The sequence below is a fragment of the Sutcliffiella horikoshii genome, from assembly GCF_044809035.1.
In the GTDB taxonomy this organism is placed as follows: domain Bacteria; phylum Bacillota; class Bacilli; order Bacillales; family Bacillaceae_I; genus Sutcliffiella_A; species Sutcliffiella_A horikoshii_G.
On record NZ_CP085237.1, the window covers coordinates 3,230,671 to 3,256,232 of the forward strand.

Here is a 25,562-nt window from a genome sequence, read left to right on the forward strand (position 1 = left end):
ATTCCAACTATAAAAAGCCACAATTCTTCTTCTATTCTATCATGGATAAGAACAGAAACAAAAATTGTGGCTTTGTTGTTAAGACTGGAGCTTTACTTTAAAGTTTGGCCGTTCCTTTTCGCTGGAGTCGAGTGCCTTCCGCTCCAATTCACTCATCTTATAACATTAAACTCTTTATTCCATTCCGCCCATTAGGAGTTTAGCGTATGGGGAGTCGGATGGAAGGACGATGACGGTTTCTCCATCGATGGTTTTCTTATAAGATTCTAGTGTGCGGTAGAGCTCATAGAATTCCGCATCTTTAGAGAATGCCTCATTGTAAACTTTAGCAGCTTCTCCTTCTCCTTGACCGCGGATTGTGTCAGCATCGGCTTCGGCTTTTGCCAGTATTTCTTTTACTTCACGATCAGTATTTGCCATGATTCTGTTCTTGTCGGCATCTCCACGAGAAAGATATTCTTGTGCAGTTGATTGACGCTCTGAAATCATTCGAGTAAAGACGGCAGCTTCATTTTCAGGCGGCAGGTCTGTTCTTCTCATCCGGACATCCGTCACGACGATTCCGTATTCGTCTCTTGCCAACAGTTCATTTACTCTCTCTGTTACTCTGTCATTCAAGCTTCCTCGTGAGGACTTTTCATCATTGATAATATCATCATAGTTCAATTGTCCAAGTTCTGTTCTGACAACTGAGAATACAAACTCAGACATTTTGGTTTCTGCATTTACAAGACTTGCAAGGTTACTGATCATTAATTCAGGATTCTCCACTCGCCACACTACATAATTATCAATTAGCATCCGTTTTTTGTCGCGGGTGTTTATTTCAGCACTTGCTTCATCATATAACATTTGATACTTTGGCACAGTCGTTACTGATTGGATGAATGGTGTCTTAAAATTCAAGCCAGGTTCTTCCACAATTTTCACTACTTCTCCAAACTGTCTGACTACCTTATATTCGCCTTCTTTTACAACAAATACATTGGCCAGGATTACGCCAAGAACGATAAGGATCACTGCTCCAAACAACCCTCCGCGAATGATTGTTTTCCATTGCATGTCAGGCTTTTTCTTTTCTAGATTGATAATGTTTTGATCACTCATTGTTCCCACTTCCTTCCGGGGTCGCTGGTGGTTTTGGCGCTGGGTTTTCGGTTCGGAGCGGGAAGTATTTCATCGTATTGCCATCATCATTCATAATATAGATCTCCGCATACGGAAGTACTTCTTCCATCGTTTCTAAAATTAGACGCTTTTTCGTTAATTCCGGTGCATTCACATATTCGTTATACAAGGAATTGAATTTCGCCACATCTCCTCGTGCACGTTCAATTCTTTCTGCTTTTTCTCCTTCTGCTTTGGAAATGATTGCGTCCTTTTCCCCTTCCGCTTCATTCATGCGCTGGTTTTGATATCTTTTCGCTTCATTATTTTTCGTGTTCTCCATCTCACGTGCATCTGTTACATCTGTAAAGGCTTTACGAACTTCCGCATTTGGTAGTTCTACATCTTGAAGATTGACAGATGTGACAGAAATTCCAATATCATAGGTTTCCATTAGGGATGTAAGTAAATCGAAGACTTCCACTTCTATTTGGGCTTTCCCTGAAGTTAATGCTTCATCAATCTGAGTGCTTCCGATGATACTTCTTAAAGAAGCAGACGTTGCATTGTAGAGGACTGCTTGAGGATCATCACTATTAAACAGGTATTTTCCAGGGTCACTTATTTTCCACATGACGACCATATCTGCTAAAACAATATTCTCGTCACCAGTGATCATTTTTGTATCATTGGTATATTCAACTATCTCTCCATCTTTTTCTTTATAGCCGAATTGTAAACTGAATGTCTCTTTGGACATTGTTTCTACTGTTTGGATAGGCCAAGGCATTTTAAAATGCAGCCCCGGTTCGCTGATTCCTTCTTCCACTTTTCCAAATGTCATAATCACAGCCTGTTCTGATTGATCTACTGTGTACCATGACGTTAAAGCAACTGACCCAATGACAGCAGCAAGTATTACAAGAAAAACGGTCGTGTAAATTCGCTTTAAACTCATCAAAGTTGTATTCTCCCCTTTTTATATTCTCCATAACTTATACGTATGTAAAAAGGGAAGGTTTCATTATTTATATGTATTTTAAGAAAGACGGGTCAAAGATTGCCCGGTCATTTTTAGTTGCTTGATTATGCTCCGCTGTTGATTTCCGCAAATGGCTTCGCTTTCCTAAGGGCGCTGCTGGAGCCTCCTCGGCAAGCCTGCGGGGTCTCCACCTAGCGCTATCTACCTCAGGAGTCTTCGCCTTTTGCTCCAATCAACAGCTATAAATTACGAAAACGAAATGTTAATCCTTATTCAGTTAACTTAGTTAGATGCCTTTTCAAAAACTCTTAAGTAAATGAAGACATCATGTTGATTGGAGTGGAAGGCGCGCAGACGCCCGCGGGAGGAAGGGACAGGTGAGACCCCTGAAGCGTTGTGAGGAGGCACACGGACCGCCCGCAGGCAAGCGAAGCGCCTGGAACGGAAATCAACGGATTATATACTCTCTAAGTCTTTAAACAAAAAGAAGGAGAGAGCAGGGTGGGCTCTCTCCTCTTCCAAAATTGGCTCCTTGGATGAAGGGGTTTTCATAGATTATATTAACAAAGGTTTGTAAAGGACCTATGAAAGACGTGTAAAGCTATTGTAAATCTTCATTCTCTTTAGACAATTTTACCGTAAAAGCAGTCCCCTTATTCAATTCACTCGTCACAGAAATATTACCATGGTGGGCTTCCACTATATGCTTGACAATAGCAAGGCCTAACCCTGTACCACCTGAATTCCGACTGCGCGCCTTATCCACCCGGTAAAAACGCTCAAAAATCCTCGGTATCTCATCCTGATCCATGCCAATACCAGTATCCGACACAACAATGACGACTTCTTTTCCTACCTCTTCCACTTTCACCTTTACTTCTCCACCGGCTGGTGTGTATGCGACAGCATTGTTAATAAGATTTATGAAAACCTGCTTGATCCTGGAGGCATCAGCAAATAAATACAGATCTTTCTTTGGCTTGGACAAAACAAGGTCTATTTCTTTTTCCCTTGCCTTTCCTTCCAAAATAACAAATATCTCCTCTAACAGTTCATTTATTTCTAAGTACTGAGGATTTAATCTAAATCCTTGTTTCTCGATTTTTGAAAGGTCTAACAAGTCTTCAATAAGTGACTGAAGCCTATCACTTTCCTTTAAAATAATGGACAGAAAATATTCCGAGGTTTCTTTATCATTCATCGCACCATCCAATAAGGTTTCAGAGAATCCCTTAATCGAAGTGATTGGTGTTTTTAATTCATGCGACACATTGGCCACAAAATCTTTTCTCATTTGTTCGAGTCTCTTCAATTCTGTAATGTCATGGAAAACAAGGACAATCCCTTTCCATTCATCATTGATACCTATAATAGGGGCTCCATACACTTCAAAGTGTCTGCGTTCAATGTTCACCGGAAGCAAGATTTGCTTTCGTACACTTACCTCCGTCATAAATATCTCTTCAATCAATGAGACAATATCTTTATGTTCAATAGCTTCGTAATATAGCCTGTACAGGTATTCCCCAGGATCAGCATCGAAGGTTTCCTTAAAAGCGCGGTTAATGAGATTCACATAGCCTCGACCATCAATTAAAATCATTCCGCTCCCCATACTCTCAATAAGGGTTCGAAGGCGATCTTGCTGCATTTCCTGCGCTTTGGTCATGTCTTGAAGATTCCGCGCCAATATGTTGATAGATTGACTTAACATTCCCGTTTCATCTACATGTTCCTCAAAGGTCCTGGCTTTATAGTTGCCCTTGGCAAGCTCCGTTGCCACCTTGGTTGCCGCTTCGATCGGCCTGGTGTATTGAGATGTAATTCTTACGCCAAGAAGCAAAATAACCACAAAGGCAGCTCCCAAGCTTGCAATCAACAGGCCCCAAATTTGCTGATTGACTCTTTGCAGAGAATCGATAGGGGTACTAAGGATGACAAAGCCATCACGAATATCATTCCTTGAAATCGCATTACCGTAATAATACATTTCTTTATTCTGTTCATAAAATATCCTGTCACGGTCTTTGTTCTTTTGAACCGCATCTTTTATGATCTCTTGATGCGCGTCTGCCTCGGAGCTTCTTGATCCTCTGGTCTCGTATAACACGATTCCATCCTTATCTGTAATGCTGACCCTCGCCGCTAAGGTGTCACTGATATCATCTAGATGCTTTTGGAGGGCAGGTGTCACACTAGTCTCCTCTTCCACCAGCATGGTTACAAGCTCAGTCTCTTTAATAAGCCTCTGATTAAAGGTATTTAAATAAAAAGTCTTAAAGAGCTGACCAAGCAAAAGTCCTAAGCACACAAGCACCACAACAATTAAGGTGATGAGTGCAAATAAGAGCCTAGAGCGGAACCTATTCATGTACTTTCGGTTCCTCCATCTTGTAGCCTAGCCCCCTGATTGTTTTTATATATGTAGGTTTCTTCGTATCGGTCTCTATTTTCTCTCTTAAGTGACTGATGTGAACATCCACAATTCGTGTATCCCCCGCAAAGTCGTAATTCCAAACTGCGCTGAGAAGTTGATCACGAGTCAACACTCTGCCTTTATTCTTAGATAAATAGACCAAAAGCTCGAATTCCTTTGGCGTAAGTTCTAAGCGGCCTTCACGAAAATAGGCTTCATAGTGCTCGGGAAGTATTTTTACATCCCCAATCAAAATTGTTTCAGTAGTGTCTTCTTCTACTTTCGGTGTTTCAGTGTTACTTGTGATTTGTTGCATTCTGCGAAGTATTGCTTTCACCCTTGCAACCACTTCTCGCGGGCTAAAAGGTTTTGTCATATAATCATCGGCACCCAGCTCTAAACCCAACACCTTATCAAACTCATCATCTTTTGCCGTAAGCATCAAGATTGGTGTATGGACTTTGTGCTGCCTTAACTCTTTACAAACTTCAATTCCATCTTTTTTCGGTAGCATAAGGTCCAAAACAATCATATCAAATTGATCACCCATCGCCTTATTCAATCCTTCTTCTCCATCCATTGCAACGGAAACGTCGTAGCCTGCTTGCTGCAAATTATACTGTAATAATGTCACGATTGATTGTTCATCATCCACGATAAGTATCTTTTTATTCATTCTTTTCCTCCACCAATTGTTTTGGAAAACCCATTTTATTCATCCATTTGCCATTTTTATATTATATCTATCATTACTTTACCATTTTACACGTTATCATTATTCACGACAATAAAGAAAACCTTCCCTTCAAACAAGTTGGGAGTAGTGTTAATTATATCCAAAAGAAAAAAAGAGCCTAAGCTCTTTTTAGAAGTTTTCCATTGCACTGCTTTCCATCGGCTCAAGACGATGAGGTGGACATACAGTGATAGAACCTTTTGCAACTGTATCATTTTCTTCGTTTGTACCATGAACACTCATGACTATACAATGGTCTTTATCATTGATCTCTACCACTTCAAAGAGAAATTGCACACTTCCATAGTGGTAGACCGGTTTTGGAAAAGAAATATCTTGGCTAACAACATGACTTCCCGGTCCCGGCAAATATTTAGATACGGCTGAAGTTATGATGCCTGTTAACATGATGCTTGGTACGATCGGTTTTTTAAATGGTGTTTGGGAAGCATAGTCGTGCTGGATATAGAGAGGGTTTGCGTCATTGGTTAACCCAAGGTACAGTAGCAGGTCTTTGTCTTCTATTTTTTCGGTCAGCTCGAGTTTTTCTCCCACTTGTATTTCTGCAAGTTTTCTTCCAAGTTTTCTCTTTTTACCTAGTAACATACATACACCCCCTGATGATGTTGGAAAATACCCCTTGTGTTGTTGTAACCGTTTACAATAGTGTTGTTAAAAATCGGGGATCTAATCCCCGATTTTTACTTATTAGGATAGGACATTCATGACGTTTTTGACGGATTCGACGGATTTGGAAAGTGCGGCTTTTTCCTCTTCTGTCAATTCTAGTTCGATAATTTTCTCGATGCCGCCAGCGCCAAGGATTGTCGGTACACCTAGGTAGATTCCATCGTGGCCGTATTCTCCTTCAAGGTAAGCAATGGAAGGAAGGATTCGGCGTTGATCTTTCAGTATCGCTTCCACCATCTCCACCATAGATGCTGCAGGAGCATAGTATGCACTGCCGTTGCCAAGTAGGTTGACGATTTCCCCGCCACCTTTTCTTGTTCTCTCCACGATTGCATCTAGTCGATCTTTTGGAAGCAATGTTTCCAGCGGGATTCCGCCTGCATAGGAGTAGCGAACAAGTGGCACCATGTCATCCCCGTGACCACCTAGAACGAATCCTGTTACATCTTTAACAGAAAGATTGAGTTCCTGAGACACAAATGTACGGAAACGGGCTGTATCCAAAACTCCTGATTGGCCGATTACTCGGTTTTTCGGGAAACCGGACTCTTTGAATACCGTGTATGTCATGGCATCTACTGGGTTGGTCAACACGATGATATAACAATCAGGAGAGTGTTTCACAATCTCCCGCGTTACGCTTTTCATGATGTTTTGGTTGGTAGTGACAAGATCATCACGGCTCATACCTGGTTTGCGGGCGATTCCGGCTGTAATGACAACGATATCGGAATTGGCTGTATCTTCATAGTTGGATGTTCCGGTAATGTTTGCATCAAATCCTTGAACAGGACCTGCTTCTAACATGTCTAAAGCTTTCCCTTTAGTAGGGTTTTCCATTTGCGGGATGTCTACAAGTACTACGTCTGCAAGTTCTTTTTGCGCAAGTAAGAATGCAGTAGTTGCGCCTGTGAAGCCTCCACCGATTACCGATACTTTTTTACGTCTCATTGTCATATTCATTCCTCCCTAACCCTTTAATGTATTCCTTTCACCGCTGTTGCTCTCCGTTCCAGGCCCTTCGCTTTCCGCGGGCGGTCCGGGAGCCTCCTCACTTCGTTGCGGGGTCTCCCCTGTCCCTTCCTCCCGCAGGAGTCTGCGCGCCTTCCACTCCGAGCAACAGTGATCCTACATTTCCTAAGAGAAAATTACTTATATCAAACTAAAGCAAAAACCCTTAATAGGGCTTTTGCTTCTTTTCAATTACATGTTTTTGATTAGTTCGTCACCAAACTCGGAGCATTTTACCTCTGTTGCGCCGTCCATTAGACGTGCAAAGTCGTAAGTTACTACTTTAGAAGCGATGGATTTTTCCATAGAATCTACTACAAGTTTAGCTGCTTCTGTCCAGCCAAGGTGCTCAAGCATTAATACACCGGAAAGGATGACAGAAGATGGGTTTACTTTATCTAGACCAGCATATTTCGGAGCAGTACCATGTGTAGCTTCGAAAATAGCGTGACCAGTTTCGTAGTTGATGTTTGCTCCAGGAGCAATACCGATTCCACCTACTTGTGCAGCAAGTGCATCAGAGATGTAGTCACCGTTCAGGTTCATTGTTGCAACCACATCAAACTCTTTTGGACGAGTAAGAATTTGTTGTAAGAAGATATCGGCAATAGAATCCTTGACTAGGATTTTGCCTTCTGCTTCTGCAGCTTCTTGAGCTTTATTCGCAGCATCTTTACCTTCCGCTTCCGCGATACGGTCATATTGTGCCCATGTGAATACTTTATCGCCAAATTCTTTTTCAGCTAGCTCGTAACCCCAGTTTTTGAAAGCACCCTCAGTGAACTTCATGATGTTTCCTTTGTGAACTAGTGTTACAGATTTGCGGCCATGCTCGATTGCATAGTTGATTGCAGCACGAACTAGACGGGAAGTACCTTCTTGGGAAACAGGCTTGATTCCGATACCAGATGTTTCAGGGAAGCGGATTTTATTTACGCCCATTTCTGTTTGAAGGAAGTTGATTAGCTTTTCAACTTCTTCAGAGCCTTTTGCGTACTCGATTCCAGCATAGATATCTTCTGTATTTTCACGGAAAATAACCATGTCAGTGTCTTCTGGGCGTTTAATAGGAGAAGGAACTCCTTGGAAATAACGAACAGGACGTAAGCATGTGAAAAGGTCCAACTCTTGACGTAAAGCAACGTTAAGTGAACGGATTCCGCCACCGACTGGAGTAGTCAGAGGTCCTTTGATTGCAATTATGTACTCGCGGATATCATCAAGTGTTTGACTTGGCAACCATTCACCAGTTTGGTTGAATGCTTTTTCTCCAGCCAATACTTCTTTCCAGACAATTTCCTTTTCACCATTATATGCTTTTTCAACAGCTGCTTCTAAAACACGGGATGCAGATGCCCAAATATCAGGACCAATTCCATCTCCCTCGATGAATGGAATGATCGGGTTGTTAGGTACGTTTAATACACCATCTGTAACTGTAATTTTTGTTCCTTGTGTCAAAGTAAAAACCTCCTAAGAAATATGATGACATTAGATGTTTGGAGAAGGGATTTCCCCTCCCCTTGTATTATAGCAAAATTCAATCATTGTATCTTGTTGTAGCATAAAGCTAGATTAGCTGCGCTTTTCAATTGGTACATAATCCTGTTTGCCAGGACCAGTATAATCTGCACGCGGACGGATCAGGCGGTTGTTGGAATACTGCTCAAGGATATGCGCCAACCAACCGGATACACGGCTCACAGCAAAGATTGGTGTGAATAAATCATGGTCAATTCCTAAAGAGTGGTACACAGACGCACTGTAGAAATCAACGTTTGGCGGAAGCGGCTTCTCGGAAGTCACAACTTCTTCCACCTTCACGGACATTTCATACCATTTCGGCTGACCTGTCAGATGTGTAAGCTTCTCAGACATTTCACGCAAATGCTTCGCACGAGGATCTCCCTGGCGATATACACGGTGACCGAAGCCCATGATTTTTTCTTTATTTGCAAGCTTTTCACGGATATAACTTTCCGCATTTTCCACTTCCCCGATTTCAGAAAGCATCTTCATTACCGCTTCGTTTGCTCCACCATGCAATGGACCTTTTAACGCTCCGATTGCAGCAGTAACACCAGAGTAAACATCAGATAATGTCGCTACACATACACGTGCAGTGAAAGTAGATGCATTCAACTCATGGTCTGCGTGAAGCACTAACGCTTTGTTGAATGCTTCGATTGCAATCTCGGATGGCTCTTCACCAGTTAACATGTATAAGAAATTAGCTGCCATGCCCAGGTCGGTTCTTGGAGCAATCGGATCTAACCCTTTACGGATTCTTGAGAACGCTGTCACAATTGTCGGCATTTTAGCTTGCAGACGAACTGCCTTATGGTAGTTTACTTCTGCATCCATGTTGTCAGCTTCTGCATCATATAGACCTAATAACGATACTGCCGTACGTAAAGCAGCCATAGGGTGAACTTTATCAATTGGATAAGTTTTAAAGTGATTGATGACTTCTTCTGGAAGCGCAGCATTTTCTGCTAATTCTTTCTTCAGTGAAGCCAACTCATCTTTGTTTGGCAATTTTTGATGCCATAAAAGATAGATTACCTCTTCGAAGCTAGCATAGTCTGCTAAGTCATCAATGTTGTAGCCAACATACGTTAGTGTGTCGTCAATAATGGAACTGATAGCGGAAGTTGTTGCTACAATTCCTTCTAGACCTTTAGTTGTTGTCATTTCAAACCTCTCCTTTATGTGAAAATTTCTTCAAATCCTTATCTACCATTGTTCATCCGAACGCTTGCTCACCATAATGATAAAAATCATATCCCTGTATAAATATTTAGAAGATTTTAGTCATTCAGAATCTAGCAAACTAAGAAAATGCTTACATTTCCATTCAAAAAAATATGCGCCATATCCATTATATTCATGGGCGTGCGCGCAATTTCGGCGAACAATGTTTCAATTGCTTTGTAGGAAGGAAGTGTCCTTGTCCCTATTATAAACAATTATCTGAACTTTGTGAATGAAAAGAACGCAAGTCCTGTAAAAAATATTATCACGAAAAAATAATTTGTGAAATTTCCCCTATGTGAAATACTCCACTACCTTCATTGCAAGATAAGCTATTCCTGCACCGATCAGCGGGCCAACCGCCACTCCATTAAACAAGGAAACAGCTAGGATGGTTCCGAATACAAGTGCCGTTGTTATATGTGGGTCATTAGCAAGCAATGTTAATCCGCTTTTTGCAATCAGCGCCACGGCTATCCCTGCTCCTAAAGCCACCCAAGCATAGGAAGACTTTAACGCTTCCTGTAATTGCTTGAATCCTATATCTCCTGTTGCAATCGGAACTAAAACGGCAATGGTAATAATCGTTACTCCCCAATTAATTCCTTTAGACTGCAGATATGGGAATACTTTATTATCCAAACCGATAACTTTAATAACAAGCAAGACTGCCACAGCAAACATCAATGATGGATTCTTTGCAAGAAAACCGATTAATAAGAGTATGAGTAAAAACAAGGTAGCTTGACTTATCATTCTGTTTCATCCTTCCAAAACCAGACCCTTTTTCCATACTACCATAATAAAAACCGAAATAAAAAGAATTGGATTACGTACAGAATTTTCCTAATTTTTAAATATAAAACTATGAAAACAATAAAGCAGGTTGTAAAATATGGAGTAAGGGAATTCCGGTACTTATAAGGGGTGTTATGTTTGAATTGGAATTATGTACATATCTTTTTTCGACTCCTTCTAGTTCTTCTCATCATCACGATTGGTCTTGTTTCATTTTACTATCTATTCTCCATTGCCTACCCTTTCATCATTGCTTTAGTCTTATCCTTTTTAATAAACCCGCTCGTTAATTTACTTGAAAAAAATGGACGCCTTCCAAGGAGTTTGGCCGTTTTCCTATCAATCATGGCTTTGTTCGCTTCGGTAGTCGGCGTGGTCACCCTGCTGATCGTCGAAATTGTTTCAGGTACCGAGTACTTGGCAAAAGTAGTGCCGGGACATTTTGAAACGTTAGTCGTCTATGTAGAACAGTTTGTTGTAAACAACATCCTTCCTTTGTTTAATCAGGTCAGCACCATGTTTCATAGTTTAGAAGAAGGACAACAACAATCCCTCTTGACGAACATTGAAAATATCGGAGGTACGGTTGCCAGCACTGTCGGAGAGTTCATCCAGTCCTTTTTAACCAACCTGCCCAAGCTCCTTACATGGATTCCAAGTGTTGCAACAGTCTTGATATTTTCCTTATTGGCCACTTTCTTTATAAGCAAAGACTGGTACAAACTTAAGGGAAGATTAAAGAAAATTACACCTATCAAGGCACAAGGAAGCCTCACAAAAGTATTTTTAAGTTTAAAGAAAGCATTCTTTGGTTTCTTGCGCGCACAGGCAACCCTTATTTCCATCACTACCATCATCGTATTGATTGGCTTATTAATTTTACGCGTCGAATATGCGATTACCGTTGCCTTGATCATCGGATTGGTAGACTTGATACCTTATTTAGGAACAGGGCTGGTATTTGTTCCATGGATTATATTTTTGGCGATCAGCGGGAATTTACCCTTAGCTATTGGACTTGGAGTTCTTTATTTAATTGTAATTGTGCAGCGGCAGCTGATGGAACCAAAGATTTTATCATCGAGTATCGGGCTAGATCCTTTGGCTACACTTGTAAGTTTATTTGTCGGCTTCCAATTAATCGGCTTCCTCGGCTTAATTGTTGGGCCTGTTACAGTGGTCATTTTCAATACACTGTGGAATGCTGGTGTGATAAAAGATATTTACCTATTCATCGTTGGGAAAAATAGAGTGGTTTGATTTTGGTTGTATGGTTAATGACCGCTGTTCCTTTCCGCAAATGGCGTCACTTTCCGCGGGACGGTGCTTGAGCCTCCTCGCTACGCTGCGGGGTCTCAATCTACCGTTACTGCCCCGCTGGAGTCTTTGCCATTTGCTCCAATCCACAGCTAGGAAATACGTTAAGAGATGTTAGTTATTTTTCAGATAATTCGATTAGATCAATGGGTTCTGATACTTGTCACAAAAAAAGAAGTTGCATATAAAATGACTAACAGGTTTACAGGGCAAATCCCAATGAAAATCACTTCATGTTCCACACCAAAAAGGCTTAGAGAGTTCACCTTCTAAGCCTTTTTACTTTATTTCATATTCAACAATCGCACCTAGATTGTGGAATAGAGAATTCGTTATTTTAGATTTTTTAGTTCTTGTTAAAAGCTCCAAGACACTAATGTGGAATGACCAAACTTCTATTTATTATTTGAATTCCATAATATTCTAGAAGACAGGCAACAAAAGAAGCTCATCCTTATTCAGGATAAGAGCCCCGTTAGTATAAGTGTAATTATTCTCAATCCTTTTAAATCATATTTCGTTTGTTAATCTGAAACATAGATTGGACATTCTTCAATATGTTTTCTTTTGCTAAGATAAAGAATACCCCAAGAATAAAAATAATTATCAAAAAGACACAAGTTAACCAATACATCGAAGAATAATTATATGTTACCGTTGTAACTCCTGTATTATGATTTGTTATTTTTTCCTCAAGAGGATAATAAAGACTATCTATAAGTAGGTATGTTAGTATAGCTGAAATACTAAGAAATATTCCTATTGCACGTATCATAATTTCCACCTCTTAAAAACTAATTTAATAATATGCACTTAAATATAATAGATAGAGCTGAAGACCAGTCGCCCGATCCTTATCAATCGCTCCTAGATTGCTGAATATCATTTTAAAGTCAATTTGAAGAAAGCACCGGTTAATGTATTAAGGAAAACTTTTAATGAATTACTCAATCTAAAAAAAGGACCATTAAATCTTGAAAAGCAATAATAAATAAAACAATACCAACAATATTGAAAATAAACTTTTGAGCCACAATTCCATTTTTCCTATACAACTGATATCCACTTATAAAAAAACAGAGACTAAGTGTCATAAAAAAGAACGGAGTAACAACCATATTATCTGAAATGACGAGGTACATAAATAAAATCAGAGCAATCATTGTTGTAACTATTTGAATTAGCATAATTGATTTATAGTCTAGAACTTTCATCATCTTTCTCTCATTCATCGAAATATCTCCTTCTCCCTTTAAAAAGTAACATCCAAACATCTTCCATTAAACTGCCCTTTAATGGAATAACATCTTTACCCTTATATTAACATAAAATACCATCGGCCTTTGCTATAATAATTAAAAACTACTATATGTCATTAACCTAAATTAAATGAAGCAACCATGTTGATTGTAGTGGAAGGCGCGCAGACGCCCGCGGGAGGAAGGGACAGGGGAGACCCCGCAGGCGAAGCCGAGGAGGCTCCCGGACCGCCCGCAGGCAAGCGAAGCGCCTGGAACGGAGATCAACAAGTATACCCTAAAACCCAAAAAAGGCTACCCATCAGGGCAGCCTTTTTCATATAATTCTATTTAAACAAATCAGCAATGGACTGGAACAGGTTACGGAAAAAGTCTTGAACGCCTTGCCAGAAACCTTCATTCCCCACCACTTCATCAATTTTATTCTTAATGTCTGTAGAAATTTGCTCTAGCTGATTCTTAACATTATCAAAATTGATGTTCAACTCACGCATTTTTTCAAAAAGATCAATCAACAGTTGTCTATCTTCTTCACTTAACTCGATATTCAACTTCGCCATTTGCTCTTCCACAATCTTCTCAACATCTTCTCTTGTAGCAGGATTTTGCTCTGCAATCTGCTTTTTGATTTCCGTCAGCAACTCACTGACTTTTTCACTGTCCATGCCTTCTTCTTCTGCAAGTTTGGTTGCAATGGACAACTCTTCGTTAGCCACTTCCATGCGGTCTTTATTAAGCGACTCTCCACTTACTTCATAAGCTTTATATATTCCTACAAGTGCGGAATGACCACTAACCTTTACTGGAGATGCGACAATAACTTCTGCATCTTCAATTCCTGCAGTCAGTAGGGCATTTGCATACATATCATCTGTTACTTGCGTGATATTTTCAGGAGTGGCTCTTTCTATAACAAGCCCTTCCCCTTTTTCTTTTCTGGTAATTTTAGCAGAGGAGAACATACGGGCATTCCGGTCTTCTCCCTCGATATAGGTAACAAGATCTTCTCCCGTCACCGTTATCTCCTCAACCATTTCAGGGTTTTTCACATTCAGGAAATTACGAACTTCCTGTTTTTGGTCATCATTCAAGGTACCGCCATACACGACAATCGGCAACCCAAACTTCTCATTGATGCTTTCTTCCTCATCTTTCCCGCCAGCGGCATGTACAACATTTGTTAACGTAAGGCCAGATAAAACCAAGGTCAACACCAGTAATAATTTCAACCAATGCTTCATTTCAATTCCCCCAAACTAATATTATCTATTTTCTATTTATCTTCTATTAATGACAATAAATTGTCCGCGATCCATTCTGTTTCTGATGGCCCGCATAATGGAAGGTTTAATCAAATTCCTTGTTGGCGGTAAAAGCAGGGCAAAGCCTACAGCGTCCGTAATAAATCCTGGTGTCAATAGTAAGACGGCACCTACAAGTATGCAAAGTCCATCAATAATCACATCACCAGGCATTTGTCCGCTGTTCATTTTTTGCTGAGCACTTCTGAGAGCGGTAACTCCCTGGTATTTCGCCAGCCATGCTCCCAAGACACCAGTAAGGATGATCAATAGAATGGTTGGGATCGCTCCGATCAGCTTTCCGGCTGTAATGAGAAGCCATATCTCAAGTGCGGGTATAACTATAATCAATGCTAATAAAATTCTGAACATAAGAGGACTACCCCATTTCTTATATAACAAACAAGCTACCAATCAATTATACCAAAACAGTAGAAATTACTCTAATATAAATAAAACCCCTCTTCCAGCATATGCCAGACAGAGGGGTTCATGTCCAATTTTATAGTACGTTTGCGTGTCCAGTGTAGATCGTGCCACGAGAAGAATCAACCGTGATTTCCTGACCGTCTTTTAGCATGGAAGTAGCTTCTTCTACACCCACAATTACAGGGATTCCAAGACTAAGTCCAACTACTGCAGCATGACTAGTAAGGCCGCCTTCTTCTGTGATAAGTGCAGATGCTTTCTCTAGTGAAGGCATCATATCTTTGTCCGTGCCTGTTGTTACGAAGATAGCTCCTTGCGTCATCTTTTCAGCAGCTTCTTCTGCAGTTTTTGCCACCACTACTTTTCCGTAAGCTGATTTTCTCCCAATGCCTTGTCCGCTTGCAAGAACGTCACCAACCACGTGAATTTTCATTAAGTTCGTCGTACCTTTCTCTCCAACCGGTACACCTGCTGTAATAACAATTAGGTCTCCGTGGGAAACGATACCTGTGTTCAATGACTCCTCTACTGCCACTTCTAACATTTCATCAGTAGAAGTTGCTTCACGACCGATGCGTGGATACACACCCCAAACTAGCGCAAGTTTACGGGATACCGCTTCACAAGATGTAACGGCAACAATCGGTGCTTTTGGACGGTATTTGGAAATCATGCGTGCAGTGTGTCCACTTTCAGTTGGTGTCACGATAGCAGAAACATCTAAGCTGATTGCAGTGTATGCTACAGATTGTCCAATGGAATCTGTTACAGTCAGTGCAGCTTGCTTGCTGTGCTTTGTAAGGATCTCTCCATAAGCCAATGCCTGTTCTGCACGGGAAGCGATGTTATGCATGGTTTGAACAGCTTCAATTGGGTAAGAACCAGCAGCTGTTTCACCAGAAAGCATGATTGCGTCTGTTCCATCAAAGATTGCATTCGCTACGTCACTCGCTTCTGCACGAGTTGGACGAGGGTTGCGTTGCATGGAATCAAGCATTTGAGTTGCTGTGATGACAGGCTTGCCAGCAAGATTACATTTTTTGATTAAATCTTTTTGTACAAGAGGTACTTCTTCAGCAGGGATCTCTACCCCAAGGTCTCCACGCGCCACCATCAGGCCGTCAGAAACTTCAAGAATTTCGTTGATGTTGTCAACACCCTCTTGGTTTTCAATTTTAGGAATGATTTGAATATCTGTAGCATTATGTGCTTCCAGTAATTCACGAATTTCAAGGACGTCAGACGCACGGCGCACAAAAGATGCCGCAATGAAATCTACTCCTTGTTCAATACCAAAACGAATGTCGTTTGCATCTTTTTCAGTAATTCCAGGAAGATTCACTTTTACACCAGGAACGTTAACGCCTTTTTTGTTTTTCAACGTACCGGAGTTTAAGATTTTCGTTCTGATTTCATTGTTTCCGACCTCAAGAACTTCCAATCCGATCAGACCGTCATCTAAAAGAATGCGGGAACCAGGATGTACATCTTCCATAAGTCCAGGATAAGAAATGGAGAACTTTTCAGTTGTTCCGATAACTTCTTCCATGGAAATGATGATTTCATTTCCTTGTACCAGTTCAATTGCACCATCCTGCATGGTATGCGTTCTGATTTCAGGACCTTTTGTATCCAATAGGATTGCTACATTTTTCCCTGTGCGTTCAACCGCTTCACGGATGTTGCGGATACGCGCTCCATGCTCTTCATAGTCACCGTGTGAAAAGTTCAGACGGGTAACATTCATTCCTGCTTCCATTAGCTGGACTAGTGTCTCAACACTTTCACTGGCTGGTCCAATTGTACAAACAATCTTCGTTTTTTTCATGTAAAATTTCCTCCTAGTTATATACCGTTCTTTTCATTTCGTCCTTTTATATTATAAAGCAACAGAGTGACATTACACCAACAATTGCTTTAGGTAACCTGGTAATGAAAACGATTCCAATGCGCTTACAATGCTAGATGGAAAGCTCTTTTGAAAGGTTATACATCTTCTTATCTATTGTATGTGTATTAGACAGAGCTTCAATGATGTCATGGTCCACCAACTCATTGCTTTGAATTCCTACACATCTGCCGCCTTTACCATCCATAAGTAGTTCCACAGCACGAGCGCCTAAACGACTTGCCAAGACTCTATCAAATGCCGTTGGCGATCCACCGCGTTGGATATGACCAAGAACACTCACACGCGTTTCGAAATTTGTTTCGTCTTCAATCTTCTTACCAAATTCCACTCCGCTGCCAACACCTTCGGCAACAACGATGATACTATGCTTTTTTCCTCGCTCCGTTCCACGTTTCAGCCTAGCAATGACTTCTTGCATGTCATCTTTCGCTTCCGGAATAAGAATAGTTTCTGCCCCGCCTGCAAGACCCGCCCATAGCGCAATATCTCCTGCATGGCGTCCCATTACCTCAATCACATATGTGCGCTCATGGGATGTTGCAGTATCGCGGATTTTATCTATAGAATCGATAACTGTATTTAGTGCCGTATCAAATCCAATAGTAAAATCTGTGCCTGGGATGTCGTTATCAATTGTACCTGGAACACCAATACATGGATAGCCGTGCTCCGTCAATTTTTTCGCCCCTTGATAGGAACCGTCTCCACCAATTACAACCAAAGCTTCAATGCCATGCTTTTTCAGGTTTTCAATACCTTTAAGCTGGCCTTCTATTGTTTTAAATTCTTCACATCTCGCAGAATACAACATGGTACCACCACGATGGATTATATCACCAACTGATCCTATTTCCAGCTTCTTGATATCTCCATCAATCAAACCAGCATATCCGCGATATATTCCGAATACCTCGATGTCATGAAAAATGGCCTTTCTTACTACTGCACGGACCGCAGCATTCATACCTGGTGCATCTCCACCACTTGTCAGAACGCCTATTCGTTTCATTCTATTTTCACCTCTTGAGCTAATTTACCTATATACGTATACCCAAACATATATTTTATTAGAAAAATGAGTACTATGTAAAGCCTCTTTATTCAAAATTAACACGAAGGTATGTCGAAAACAACAGAAAACTGTCGAGGATTTTTTTTGGATGCGCTATCATTTTCCATTGTTGACATTTTGGTCAATTTTTATATGTATACTTCGGCATTCAAACTTGTAGCTCTTCCATTAAGATACCCACCTTATTCCTTACTATCCAAAAGAAAACAGGAGGAAAATGACTGATTCCTCCTGTTGAAAGTCTTATGCTAGCTATATATGAACTACCAAGATAGTCTACTGGTTGATTTTCTCCGCCTTAAGCTGTTCCTTAAACGAGAATGCACCGATTCGTTTATATTTAGCATAGCGGTGTTCAATTAATTCTTCCGCAGTGAGCGGCATCAGATCCTGTAGGGACTCTTTCAGGATTTCCCTGATTCCTTTTGCTTGAACATCCACATTTTTATGGGCACCGCCCTTTGCTTCTGGAATGATTTTATCTATAATTCCTAAGTCATGCAGATCAGGTGCAGTGATTCTCATGGATTCTGCTGCTTTCTTGGCAAGGCTGGCATCTTTCCATAGAATCGCAGCCGCACCTTCAGGAGAGATAACGGAGTAAGTGGAGTTCTCTAGCATGTGCACGTGGTTCCCGACACCAAGAGCAAGGGCTCCCCCACTTCCACCTTCACCAATGACGATACAAATAACAGGAACTTTCAACCCTGCCATTTCAAAAAGGTTCCTGGCAATCGCTTCACTTTGGCCGCGCTCTTCCGCAGCCTTACCTGGATATGCGCCTTTTGTATCAATGAAACATATGATAGGGCGATGGAATTTTTCTGCCTGATACATCAATCTTAACGCTTTGCGGTATCCCTCTGGGTGCGGCATTCCGAAGTTTCTGCGGATATTTTCTTTCGTATCCTTCCCTCTCTGATGACCGATAATGGTAACAGGTACACCGTCAAATTTTCCGATCCCACCAACAATTGCTTCATCGTCCCCATAATAACGGTCTCCGTGCAATTCTAAGAAGTTTGTAAAAACACGTTCAATATAATCCAATGTGGTGGGGCGTTCGGGATGTCTGGCAATCTGGACACGATCCCAGGGGCTTAAGTTTCCATAAATATCTGTTTCTAGTTTTTCGAGTCTTACTTCTAGTTTCTCAATTTCGTTAGTAAGATCCATGTCACTGTTTTTAGTGAACTCTTTTAATTCACCTATTTTCTTACGAAGCTCTACCACCGGTTTTTCGAATTCCATTTCTCCTACCATCTCGTCTCCCCTCCTCCCTGATGTATATCTAGTACATTTGTTAAGGTTTCTTTTAATTCAAGACGAGGAATGACCGCATCTAATTGACCACATTTCAAAAGAAATTCCGCAGTTTGGAAATCTTCCGGAAGGTCCTCACGAATGGTTTGTTCTATGATTCTTCTGCCGGCAAACCCTATCAAGGCTTTCGGTTCTGCAAAATTGTAATCTCCTAAGGATGCAAAACTTGCAGAAACACCGCCTGTAGTTGGATGTGTCATCACAGAAATGATCAATCCGCCACTTTCACTATGAAGCTTAAGAGCACTACTAGTTTTAGCCATTTGCATCAAACTTAAAACGCCTTCTTGCATTCTTGCGCCACCTGATGCAGTGAAGATAAGGAATGGTACCCTCTTCTCTTTTGCCTTTTCAATGGCGCGGGTGATTTTTTCTCCCACTACCGAGCCCATGCTTCCCATACGGAAAGTAGAATCCATTACTGCCACGACAAGTGGATTACTATTAATAGTTCCCTCACCCGTGACAACCGCCTCATTGATGCCTGTTTTCTTTTGATCGCCTTCTAGTTTCTCCAAATAGTTTGGGAAATTCAGGGGATTTTCAGAAACCATGTCCACATCATAGGCAGTAAAGCTACCTTTATCCAGTAAGCTTTGAATTCTTTCTTTTGCATTCATCGGATGATGATGGCCACAGTGCAGACAGACCTTTAGGTTTTTCATCAATTCTTTCGTGTACATAATCTTTTTACAGCTTGGACATTTAGTCATAATTCCTTCAGGTACATCTTGATTTGCTTGTTCCGATGGAATAGACGCGTATTTTTTCTTTTTAGTGAACAAATCCTTCAACAAAACAACAGAACCTCCCTTTATTCCAGAAACTTGTTACTTAGTTTTGGTATTTGGTACTAATAACAGGTCAAAATATAGGTAAGCAAGGCTGTTAACATTATTTCAATAAACAAATTCCTTTACTTACCCTTATACTCATACTGTTAATGTAACGGAAACCCTACGAAGAATGTTGTAGTTTCTTGTCTACTTTTTCTCGACAATTTCCGTAAAATGTTTTTCATATAACTTTATCACTAGCCCCGCTTGCTTTTCTCTCATCGCCTCTAGTAACTCTTCCAACACACCACTCTCTATCATATTATCCTTAGCGATAATACGTGCATAACTATTTACAAGCGTCCATATTCTAAGCATCAAACTGTTATCTACTATCGTCACTATTGTTTTAAAAAAGTCCGTTCTAGAGGTTGGAGTGGAGATCATTTTTCTCACTTTCACATAATCTTCTACGGACGCTTTTTGCATAAATAGCTGGATGCACGATTTTTCAATTTCGAGTTTGGTTTCTATCAGATCACTTTTCGTTTTGTCCTGCTCCAAAATGAACGTTCCTAATAGTTCTACAAGGTTGTGTTCCTTAAAATCCTTAATGAATGTTCCTTCTCCACGCCTTGTCTCGATAAGTCCCAAAAGCTCCAGTGCCCGAAGTGCTTCGCGGACGGAAGACCGCCCGACATTCAATCTGTCGGACAGTTCACGCTCGGAAGGAATCTTGTCTCCTGTTTTCAAGCCATCTGCAACGATGATGGCCCGAATTTTTTTGACGATTTCCAAATACATTTTTGTAGGTGCGGTCATAGACTATTCACTTTTTCCAATAATAGCGGTCCGTCTCGTTTTTTCGGCTACTTCTTCTGGATCGACCTTTATACGGGCTACTCCCGTTTCCATAGCGGCCTTCGCTACTGCTGCTGCTACGGCTGGAGCTACACGTGGATCAAAAGGAGCTGGGATGACATAATCAGCACTTAGCTCATCCTCAGAAACCAGGCTTGCAATCGCTTCAACAGCGGCTATTTTCATTTGTTCATTTATATGAGTTGCCCTTACATCAAGTGCACCACGGAATATTCCAGGGAATGCCAAGACATTATTTACTTGGTTAGGGAAATCGGAACGTCCTGTCCCTACCACACTAGCACCCGCTAGCATTGCTTCTGCTGGCATGATTTCAGGATTAGGATTGGCCATTGCAAAAATAATCGAGTCCCTGTTCATGCTTTCTACCATCGCTTGTGTCAACGCACCTTCTACAGATACCCCGATGAACACATCAGCGTCTTTTATCACATCCGCTAATGTACCCTGGACTTTTTTACGATTGGTGTAACTGGCAACTTCCGCCTTTACACTGTTCATTCCAAATGGACGTCCTTCATAGATGGCACCCTTTGAGTCGCACATCGTAATATCTCTAACACCATATCGATATAATAATTTGATGATGGCGATTCCTGCTGCACCTGCACCATTGGCTACAACTTTAATTTCCCCGATATTCTTTTTAACCAGTTTCAAGGCATTAACAAGACCTGCAACCGTTACAATTGCTGTGCCGTGTTGATCATCATGGAAAATAGGAATATTCGTTTCCTTCTTTAGTCGTTCTTCAATCACAAAACAGTTTGGTGCAGCGATATCCTCTAGATTCACCCCACCAAAAGTCGGCTCAAGCAACTTCACCGTTTCCACGATTTTATCCACATCTGTCGTGTTCAAGCAGATAGGGAATGCGTCTACTCCAGCAAAGCTTTTGAACAATACAGCTTTCCCTTCCATAACCGGCAATGCTGCTTCAGGACCAATGTTTCCAAGACCCAGTACTGCTGTCCCGTCTGAAACAACGGCTACCATATTGCCCTTCATCGTATAATCATAAACCTTATTTTTATCATCATATATCGCCTTGCACGGCTCAGCCACTCCAGGAGAATAAGCCAAACTTAAATCTTTGGCATTTCTTACGGGAACCTTTGATTTTGACTCCAGCTTCCCTTGATGGATCTTATGCATATGTAATGCTTCTTCTTTTAAAGACATGATACATGTCCCCCCTGCTATTTTTGTCATCCATAGTGCCTTTATTACGTTAGGATCATGCGATGACTTCCACTTAATATATTTACCATTTCATTATACTAAAAAAAACAAGGAAAAGGTGGTCTGACCACCTCCTTGTTAACTATATCATAATATTAATCATTGTAAAGATTTTTTGAATACGACGTTCTCTTCTCCAAGGATGGTTTTTAGCTTGAGCAAGCACTCTTCAGATGGTGTCACATACAAGGCCGGTTGTAGCTTTATAGTCTTTTTTGCCTGCGTATAATGGACATAAACTGTGGATGGACCATGATGCGCTTTTAGCACTTTTTGAAGGTGTTGAAACACTTCTTGCTCGTGTTTTCCTTCATCAATTTGCAGAAAAAGATTGCCGATTAAATGGGCATATTGTTCTATCAATGTATCAATTTCCACGACATTTTTGATAATCAGCTGATTTTTCCCTTCCCGTTCTTCCAGGTTTCCTTCCACCATTATAGTTTCCCCGGTTTTCAACAGATGAGAAAAACGTTTATAAAGTTCTGGAAACGCTACAGCTTCCAAGTCACCTGACTGATCGGAAAGGGTAAGGAATGCCATAAGATCTCCTTTTTTCGTTCGGATTACCCGTTCATTAGAAATGAAACTTCCTACTCTCGCCTTTTTCAGTCCAGTAGAGGGAAGGTCCAGAATCAAGGACGCACCACCAAGTTGAAAATATGCGGAAAAAGGTTCTGTCGGATGCTTGGATAGATAAAACCCTATGGCCTCTTTCTCCATTTGCAATTGTTCCGTCAGCTGTAACGGTTCCACCTTCACGTACTTCGGCTTAATATTGAATTCTTCGTCCATGAAAAAGTCAATTTGATTGTCGTCTGATGGCATGACAAGCTCTGCATGTTGCAAGGCTACATCTAAAGTAGCAAGAAGCGTCGCCCTGTCCTCCCCAAATTCGTCCAAACTCCCACCAAAAATGAGCATTTCGATCGTCTTTCGGTTGATTTTAGAAGAAGCTCTGTTACAAAAGTCAAACAGGTCACTAAACGGCTTCTTTCTCCGCTCCTCCATTAAAGCTTTAATAGCTTGCACTCCCACTCCTTTGATCGTTAACAAGCTAAAGCGGATCCCACTCTCTTCCACTTGAAATGCCACTCCACTTTTATTGATGGAAGGCGGAAGGACTTGTATGCCTTTTCGTTTTGTCTCTGTAATATATTGCGAGAGTTTCTGCTCACTTCCCATCACACTTGAAAGAAGCGTCGCCATGAAAATTTTTGGATAGTTTGCCTTAAGATAGGCCAACTCATAAGAAATCATACTGTAGGCAACCGCGTGACTTCGGTTAAACCCGTAATCAGCAAATCGTACAATTAAATCATACACCGAGTTGGCAGTCTTTTCGTCATACCCTTTCTTTTGGCATCCATCCACAAAGTGCGCTCGTTCCTTTGCGAGTACTTCTTTCTTTTTCTTTCCAACCGCTCTTCTCAATAAATCTGCTTCTCCTAATGAGAACCCTGCCATTACGGCTGCAATCTGCATGATTTGCTCTTGATACACAATAACCCCGAACGTCTTTTCCAAAATAGGAATCAAGTCAGGATGTGGATATTCCACTTTTTTCAGCCCATGCTTTCGTTCGATAAATAAAGGTATTTGTTCCATTGGCCCCGGACGGTACAACGCATTAACGGCCACGATATCTTCGAGGTTGGAAGGTTTAAGTTTTGTCAGCACCTTTTTCATCCCCGGTGACTCCAACTGAAAGATCCCGGAAGTGTCCCCCTCGCTTAAAAGGCGGAAGGTTGCTGCATCCTCGAGCGGAATTTCTTCTATGTGCTGTTTCGTTTCTTTTTTAACTTGATGGCGGATGCTTTGGATCATCGTTAAATTTCTCAACCCAAGAAAGTCCATTTTAAGCAACCCAAGTTCTTCAAGCGTTTCCATCGTGTATTGTGTCAGGTAAATGTCTTGCTGTCCGGCTTGAATTGGTATCAGTTCCGTCAGAGGCTTATGGGTAATGACCACTCCTGCAGCATGTGTAGAGGAGTGTCGGGGCAGTCCTTCAATTTTTTGCGCTGTTTGAAAGGCACGCTTCCTTTCATTTGTCTCGTTAATCGCACTTTGCAATTTTCCATTCTCTTGATATGCCTCTTCAAGTGTTATGCCCGGCCTTGAAGGTATCATCTTAGAAATCATCTCAAGTTCTTTTCCTGAAAGATTTAGAGCCTTTGCAACATCCCGCCACGCCGCCTTTGCAGCCAAGGTTCCGAATGTGATGATTTGGGCAACGTGGAGTTGCCCGTACTTTTCCGCCACATAACGGATGACCTCATCCCGTTTATTATCTTGAAAATCGATATCAATATCGGGCATCGTAATCCGTTCGGGATTAAGGAATCTTTCAAACAGAAGATCATGTACGATCGGATCCACATCGGTGATAAAAAGGGAATAAGCGACCAAAGAACCTGCAGCAGAACCACGTCCGGGACCAGTCAAGATCCCCGCATTCCTGGCATAATACATAAAGTCCCAGACAATTAGGAAGTAGTCACTAAACTTCATCCCTTTAATTACTCTAAGCTCATATTGGAGGCGGTTTTTATATTCTTCAGACGGTTCCCCGACCCTATTACTAAGTCCTTCCCAGCAGATCTTCTCTAAATAATTGTCTGCATGTTCATTTGCAGGAACAGGATAACTCGGGAGAGCAGCTTGTCCAAATTCCAGTTCCACATGGCACTGATTACTAATCTTCCACGTGTTCTCCAACGCATCCGGGATATCTTCAAACAACTGTGTCATTTCACTCGCTTCCCTCAGATAATCTGGTGCCTCTTTAGGCAGGGATTCTAGCTTGGTGCCTTGTTTGATGCTGCGTAAACACTCATACACAAACACATCTTCCTTATGCAGGTAATGCACCTTGCTCAAGGCCACGATCGGCAACTCACTATGCCTTTTCCGGGTAACTTCTGAACATTCTTGTGCCCTAATGGAATTCCGGTCAATCCCAAGATACACGCTATCTTGCTCGAACATTTCCAAGTAAGCTTCCGCTGTTTGGTCTTCTTTGTGTGCAAGTTCGGACTCAGAGCCAGACAAGATCGCAATCAGCCCTTTTGTATAATGCTTCAGCCACCTCTTTGGAACACCTTGAAGCGATTTAGTTTGAACCACGCTAGATAACTTCATCAAGTTCGTGAATCCCAGTTTATTTTTTGCCAAAAGAATGACAGGATAACTAGATTCCTCTTCCTCTTCCTCTGACAGGACCGATAGCGTCAAACCGATAATCGGCTTGATATCTTCCGCCATACAAGCTTTGTAAAAGTCCACGGCCCCGTACATCACATCTTCATCTGTAAGCGCTAGGGAGCTTAAACCGAGCTCCTTGGCACGTGCAACCAGCTTAGAAAAACGGACAGAACTGTTTAGCAGGCTGTAACTGCTTTTTATATGTAAATGAACTACACTCATTAATCATCACACCTTATTTAACGCTTCCATTTATACTTTCATTATAGGGTCTATTCTGTTCCAAACACAATGAAGAAACTTCTCCATTAACATCACATACTTACCACATCCTGTCCATATATATGAATA

Annotated in this window: 20 protein-coding genes; 1 reads left to right on the forward strand and 19 read right to left on the reverse strand. The window is 41.3% G+C overall.

The features are described from left to right. Window positions 1-174: 174 nt before the first annotated feature. The 9 genes from hflC to LG307_RS16910 form a co-directional block, all read right to left on the reverse strand. Window positions 175-1,107, reverse strand: a complete 933-nt coding sequence (gene hflC / locus LG307_RS16870; protein ID WP_404444371.1) for a protease modulator HflC — start codon at window positions 1,105-1,107, stop codon at window positions 175-177. After that, window positions 1,100-2,068, reverse strand: a complete 969-nt coding sequence (hflK, locus tag LG307_RS16875; RefSeq protein ID WP_404444374.1) for an FtsH protease activity modulator HflK — start codon at window positions 2,066-2,068, stop codon at window positions 1,100-1,102. The genes hflC and hflK overlap by 8 nt, the downstream gene beginning before the upstream one ends. Window positions 2,069-2,690: 622 nt before the next feature. Then, complete coding sequence (gene pnpS / locus LG307_RS16880) at window positions 2,691-4,460, reverse strand: two-component system histidine kinase PnpS (RefSeq protein WP_404444377.1); 1,770 nt, start codon at window positions 4,458-4,460, stop codon at window positions 2,691-2,693. Then, entirely contained in the window at window positions 4,453-5,181 is a 729-nt protein-coding gene (locus tag LG307_RS16885; protein WP_404444379.1) for a response regulator, read from the reverse strand. The genes pnpS and LG307_RS16885 overlap by 8 nt, the downstream gene beginning before the upstream one ends. A 189-nt stretch (window positions 5,182-5,370) precedes the next feature. Then, window positions 5,371-5,847, reverse strand: coding sequence for a MaoC/PaaZ C-terminal domain-containing protein (locus LG307_RS16890; RefSeq protein WP_404444381.1), 477 nt, complete (start codon window positions 5,845-5,847; stop codon window positions 5,371-5,373). Between the two features lie 102 nt (window positions 5,848-5,949). Next, window positions 5,950-6,888, reverse strand: a complete 939-nt coding sequence (mdh, locus tag LG307_RS16895) for a malate dehydrogenase (RefSeq protein ID WP_226680327.1) — start codon at window positions 6,886-6,888, stop codon at window positions 5,950-5,952. Window positions 6,889-7,134: 246 nt separating this feature from the next. Then, window positions 7,135-8,403, reverse strand: a complete 1,269-nt coding sequence (gene icd / locus LG307_RS16900; protein ID WP_404444384.1) for an NADP-dependent isocitrate dehydrogenase — start codon at window positions 8,401-8,403, stop codon at window positions 7,135-7,137. Window positions 8,404-8,517: 114 nt separating this feature from the next. After that, on the reverse strand, window positions 8,518-9,636 hold the full coding sequence (citZ, locus tag LG307_RS16905; RefSeq protein ID WP_404444386.1) for a citrate synthase: 1,119 nt from the start codon (window positions 9,634-9,636) through the stop codon (window positions 8,518-8,520). A gap of 354 nt (window positions 9,637-9,990) precedes the next feature. Continuing rightward, on the reverse strand, window positions 9,991-10,452 hold the full coding sequence (locus LG307_RS16910) for a DUF441 domain-containing protein (RefSeq protein ID WP_404444388.1): 462 nt from the start codon (window positions 10,450-10,452) through the stop codon (window positions 9,991-9,993). A 180-nt stretch (window positions 10,453-10,632) separates the two neighbouring features. Between LG307_RS16910 and ytvI the strand changes: the two genes are divergently transcribed. Continuing rightward, entirely contained in the window at window positions 10,633-11,754 is a 1,122-nt protein-coding gene (gene ytvI, locus LG307_RS16915; protein ID WP_404444391.1) for a sporulation integral membrane protein YtvI, read from the forward strand. A 1,004-nt stretch (window positions 11,755-12,758) separates the two neighbouring features. Here the strand turns inward: ytvI and LG307_RS16920 are convergent. The 10 genes from LG307_RS16920 to dnaE form a co-directional block, all read right to left on the reverse strand. Next, entirely contained in the window at window positions 12,759-13,043 is a 285-nt protein-coding gene (locus LG307_RS16920) for a hypothetical protein (protein ID WP_404444394.1), read from the reverse strand. A gap of 353 nt (window positions 13,044-13,396) precedes the next feature. Next, the gene (locus tag LG307_RS16925) at window positions 13,397-14,311 is read right to left on the reverse strand and encodes a DUF1002 domain-containing protein (protein ID WP_404444397.1); all 915 of its coding nucleotides are present in this window, start codon (window positions 14,309-14,311) and stop codon (window positions 13,397-13,399) included. A 36-nt stretch (window positions 14,312-14,347) separates the two neighbouring features. Further along, a complete protein-coding gene (locus LG307_RS16930; protein WP_404444400.1) occupies window positions 14,348-14,743 on the reverse strand; it encodes an FxsA family protein in 396 nt (131 codons plus the stop codon). A 130-nt stretch (window positions 14,744-14,873) separates the two neighbouring features. Beyond that, on the reverse strand, window positions 14,874-16,628 hold the full coding sequence (gene pyk / locus LG307_RS16935) for a pyruvate kinase (RefSeq protein ID WP_404444403.1): 1,755 nt from the start codon (window positions 16,626-16,628) through the stop codon (window positions 14,874-14,876). A 133-nt stretch (window positions 16,629-16,761) separates the two neighbouring features. Next, window positions 16,762-17,721, reverse strand: coding sequence for a 6-phosphofructokinase (gene pfkA / locus LG307_RS16940; protein WP_404444406.1), 960 nt, complete (start codon window positions 17,719-17,721; stop codon window positions 16,762-16,764). A 339-nt stretch (window positions 17,722-18,060) separates the two neighbouring features. After that, a complete protein-coding gene (gene accA, locus LG307_RS16945) occupies window positions 18,061-19,047 on the reverse strand; it encodes an acetyl-CoA carboxylase carboxyl transferase subunit alpha (protein WP_404444409.1) in 987 nt (328 codons plus the stop codon). Further along, window positions 19,041-19,904 (reverse strand): acetyl-CoA carboxylase, carboxyltransferase subunit beta, encoded by an 864-nt coding sequence (gene accD / locus LG307_RS16950; protein WP_404444412.1) that lies wholly within the window; start codon window positions 19,902-19,904, stop codon window positions 19,041-19,043. Before accD ends, accA begins: the two co-directional genes overlap by 7 nt. A 186-nt stretch (window positions 19,905-20,090) precedes the next feature. Continuing rightward, a complete protein-coding gene (locus LG307_RS16955) occupies window positions 20,091-20,705 on the reverse strand; it encodes a FadR/GntR family transcriptional regulator (RefSeq protein ID WP_404444415.1) in 615 nt (204 codons plus the stop codon). A 3-nt stretch (window positions 20,706-20,708) separates the two neighbouring features. Continuing rightward, window positions 20,709-21,947, reverse strand: a complete 1,239-nt coding sequence (locus tag LG307_RS16960) for an NADP-dependent malic enzyme (protein ID WP_404444418.1) — start codon at window positions 21,945-21,947, stop codon at window positions 20,709-20,711. A gap of 159 nt (window positions 21,948-22,106) precedes the next feature. Next, window positions 22,107-25,433 carry a DNA polymerase III subunit alpha gene (gene dnaE, locus LG307_RS16965; RefSeq protein WP_404444421.1) on the reverse strand — a complete coding sequence of 1,109 codons (3,327 nt, stop codon included), beginning with the start codon at window positions 25,431-25,433 and terminating at the stop codon, window positions 22,107-22,109. Window positions 25,434-25,562: the final 129 nt, after the last annotated feature.

What these genes read in the sequence shown, in the direction of transcription:
- hflC (WP_404444371.1), bottom strand. Translation starts at nt 1,107, where the DNA reads ATGAGTGATCAAAACATTATCAATCTAGAAAAGAAAAAGCCTGACATG.
- pnpS (WP_404444377.1), bottom strand. Translation starts at nt 4,460, where the DNA reads ATGAATAGGTTCCGCTCTAGGCTCTTATTTGCACTCATCACCTTAATT.
- LG307_RS16885 (WP_404444379.1), bottom strand. Translation starts at nt 5,181, where the DNA reads ATGAATAAAAAGATACTTATCGTGGATGATGAACAATCAATCGTGACA.
- LG307_RS16890 (WP_404444381.1), bottom strand. Translation starts at nt 5,847, where the DNA reads ATGTTACTAGGTAAAAAGAGAAAACTTGGAAGAAAACTTGCAGAAATA.
- mdh (WP_226680327.1), bottom strand. Translation starts at nt 6,888, where the DNA reads ATGACAATGAGACGTAAAAAAGTATCGGTAATCGGTGGAGGCTTCACA.
- citZ (WP_404444386.1), bottom strand. Translation starts at nt 9,636, where the DNA reads ATGACAACAACTAAAGGTCTAGAAGGAATTGTAGCAACAACTTCCGCT.
- LG307_RS16910 (WP_404444388.1), bottom strand. Translation starts at nt 10,452, where the DNA reads ATGATAAGTCAAGCTACCTTGTTTTTACTCATACTCTTATTAATCGGT.
- LG307_RS16920 (WP_404444394.1), bottom strand. Translation starts at nt 13,043, where the DNA reads ATGAATGAGAGAAAGATGATGAAAGTTCTAGACTATAAATCAATTATG.
- LG307_RS16925 (WP_404444397.1), bottom strand. Translation starts at nt 14,311, where the DNA reads ATGAAGCATTGGTTGAAATTATTACTGGTGTTGACCTTGGTTTTATCT.
- LG307_RS16930 (WP_404444400.1), bottom strand. Translation starts at nt 14,743, where the DNA reads ATGTTCAGAATTTTATTAGCATTGATTATAGTTATACCCGCACTTGAG.
- pyk (WP_404444403.1), bottom strand. Translation starts at nt 16,628, where the DNA reads ATGAAAAAAACGAAGATTGTTTGTACAATTGGACCAGCCAGTGAAAGT.
- pfkA (WP_404444406.1), bottom strand. Translation starts at nt 17,721, where the DNA reads ATGAAACGAATAGGCGTTCTGACAAGTGGTGGAGATGCACCAGGTATG.
- accA (WP_404444409.1), bottom strand. Translation starts at nt 19,047, where the DNA reads ATGGTAGGAGAAATGGAATTCGAAAAACCGGTGGTAGAGCTTCGTAAG.
- LG307_RS16955 (WP_404444415.1), bottom strand. Translation starts at nt 20,705, where the DNA reads ATGACCGCACCTACAAAAATGTATTTGGAAATCGTCAAAAAAATTCGG.
- LG307_RS16960 (WP_404444418.1), bottom strand. Translation starts at nt 21,947, where the DNA reads ATGTCTTTAAAAGAAGAAGCATTACATATGCATAAGATCCATCAAGGG.
- dnaE (WP_404444421.1), bottom strand. Translation starts at nt 25,433, where the DNA reads ATGAGTGTAGTTCATTTACATATAAAAAGCAGTTACAGCCTGCTAAAC.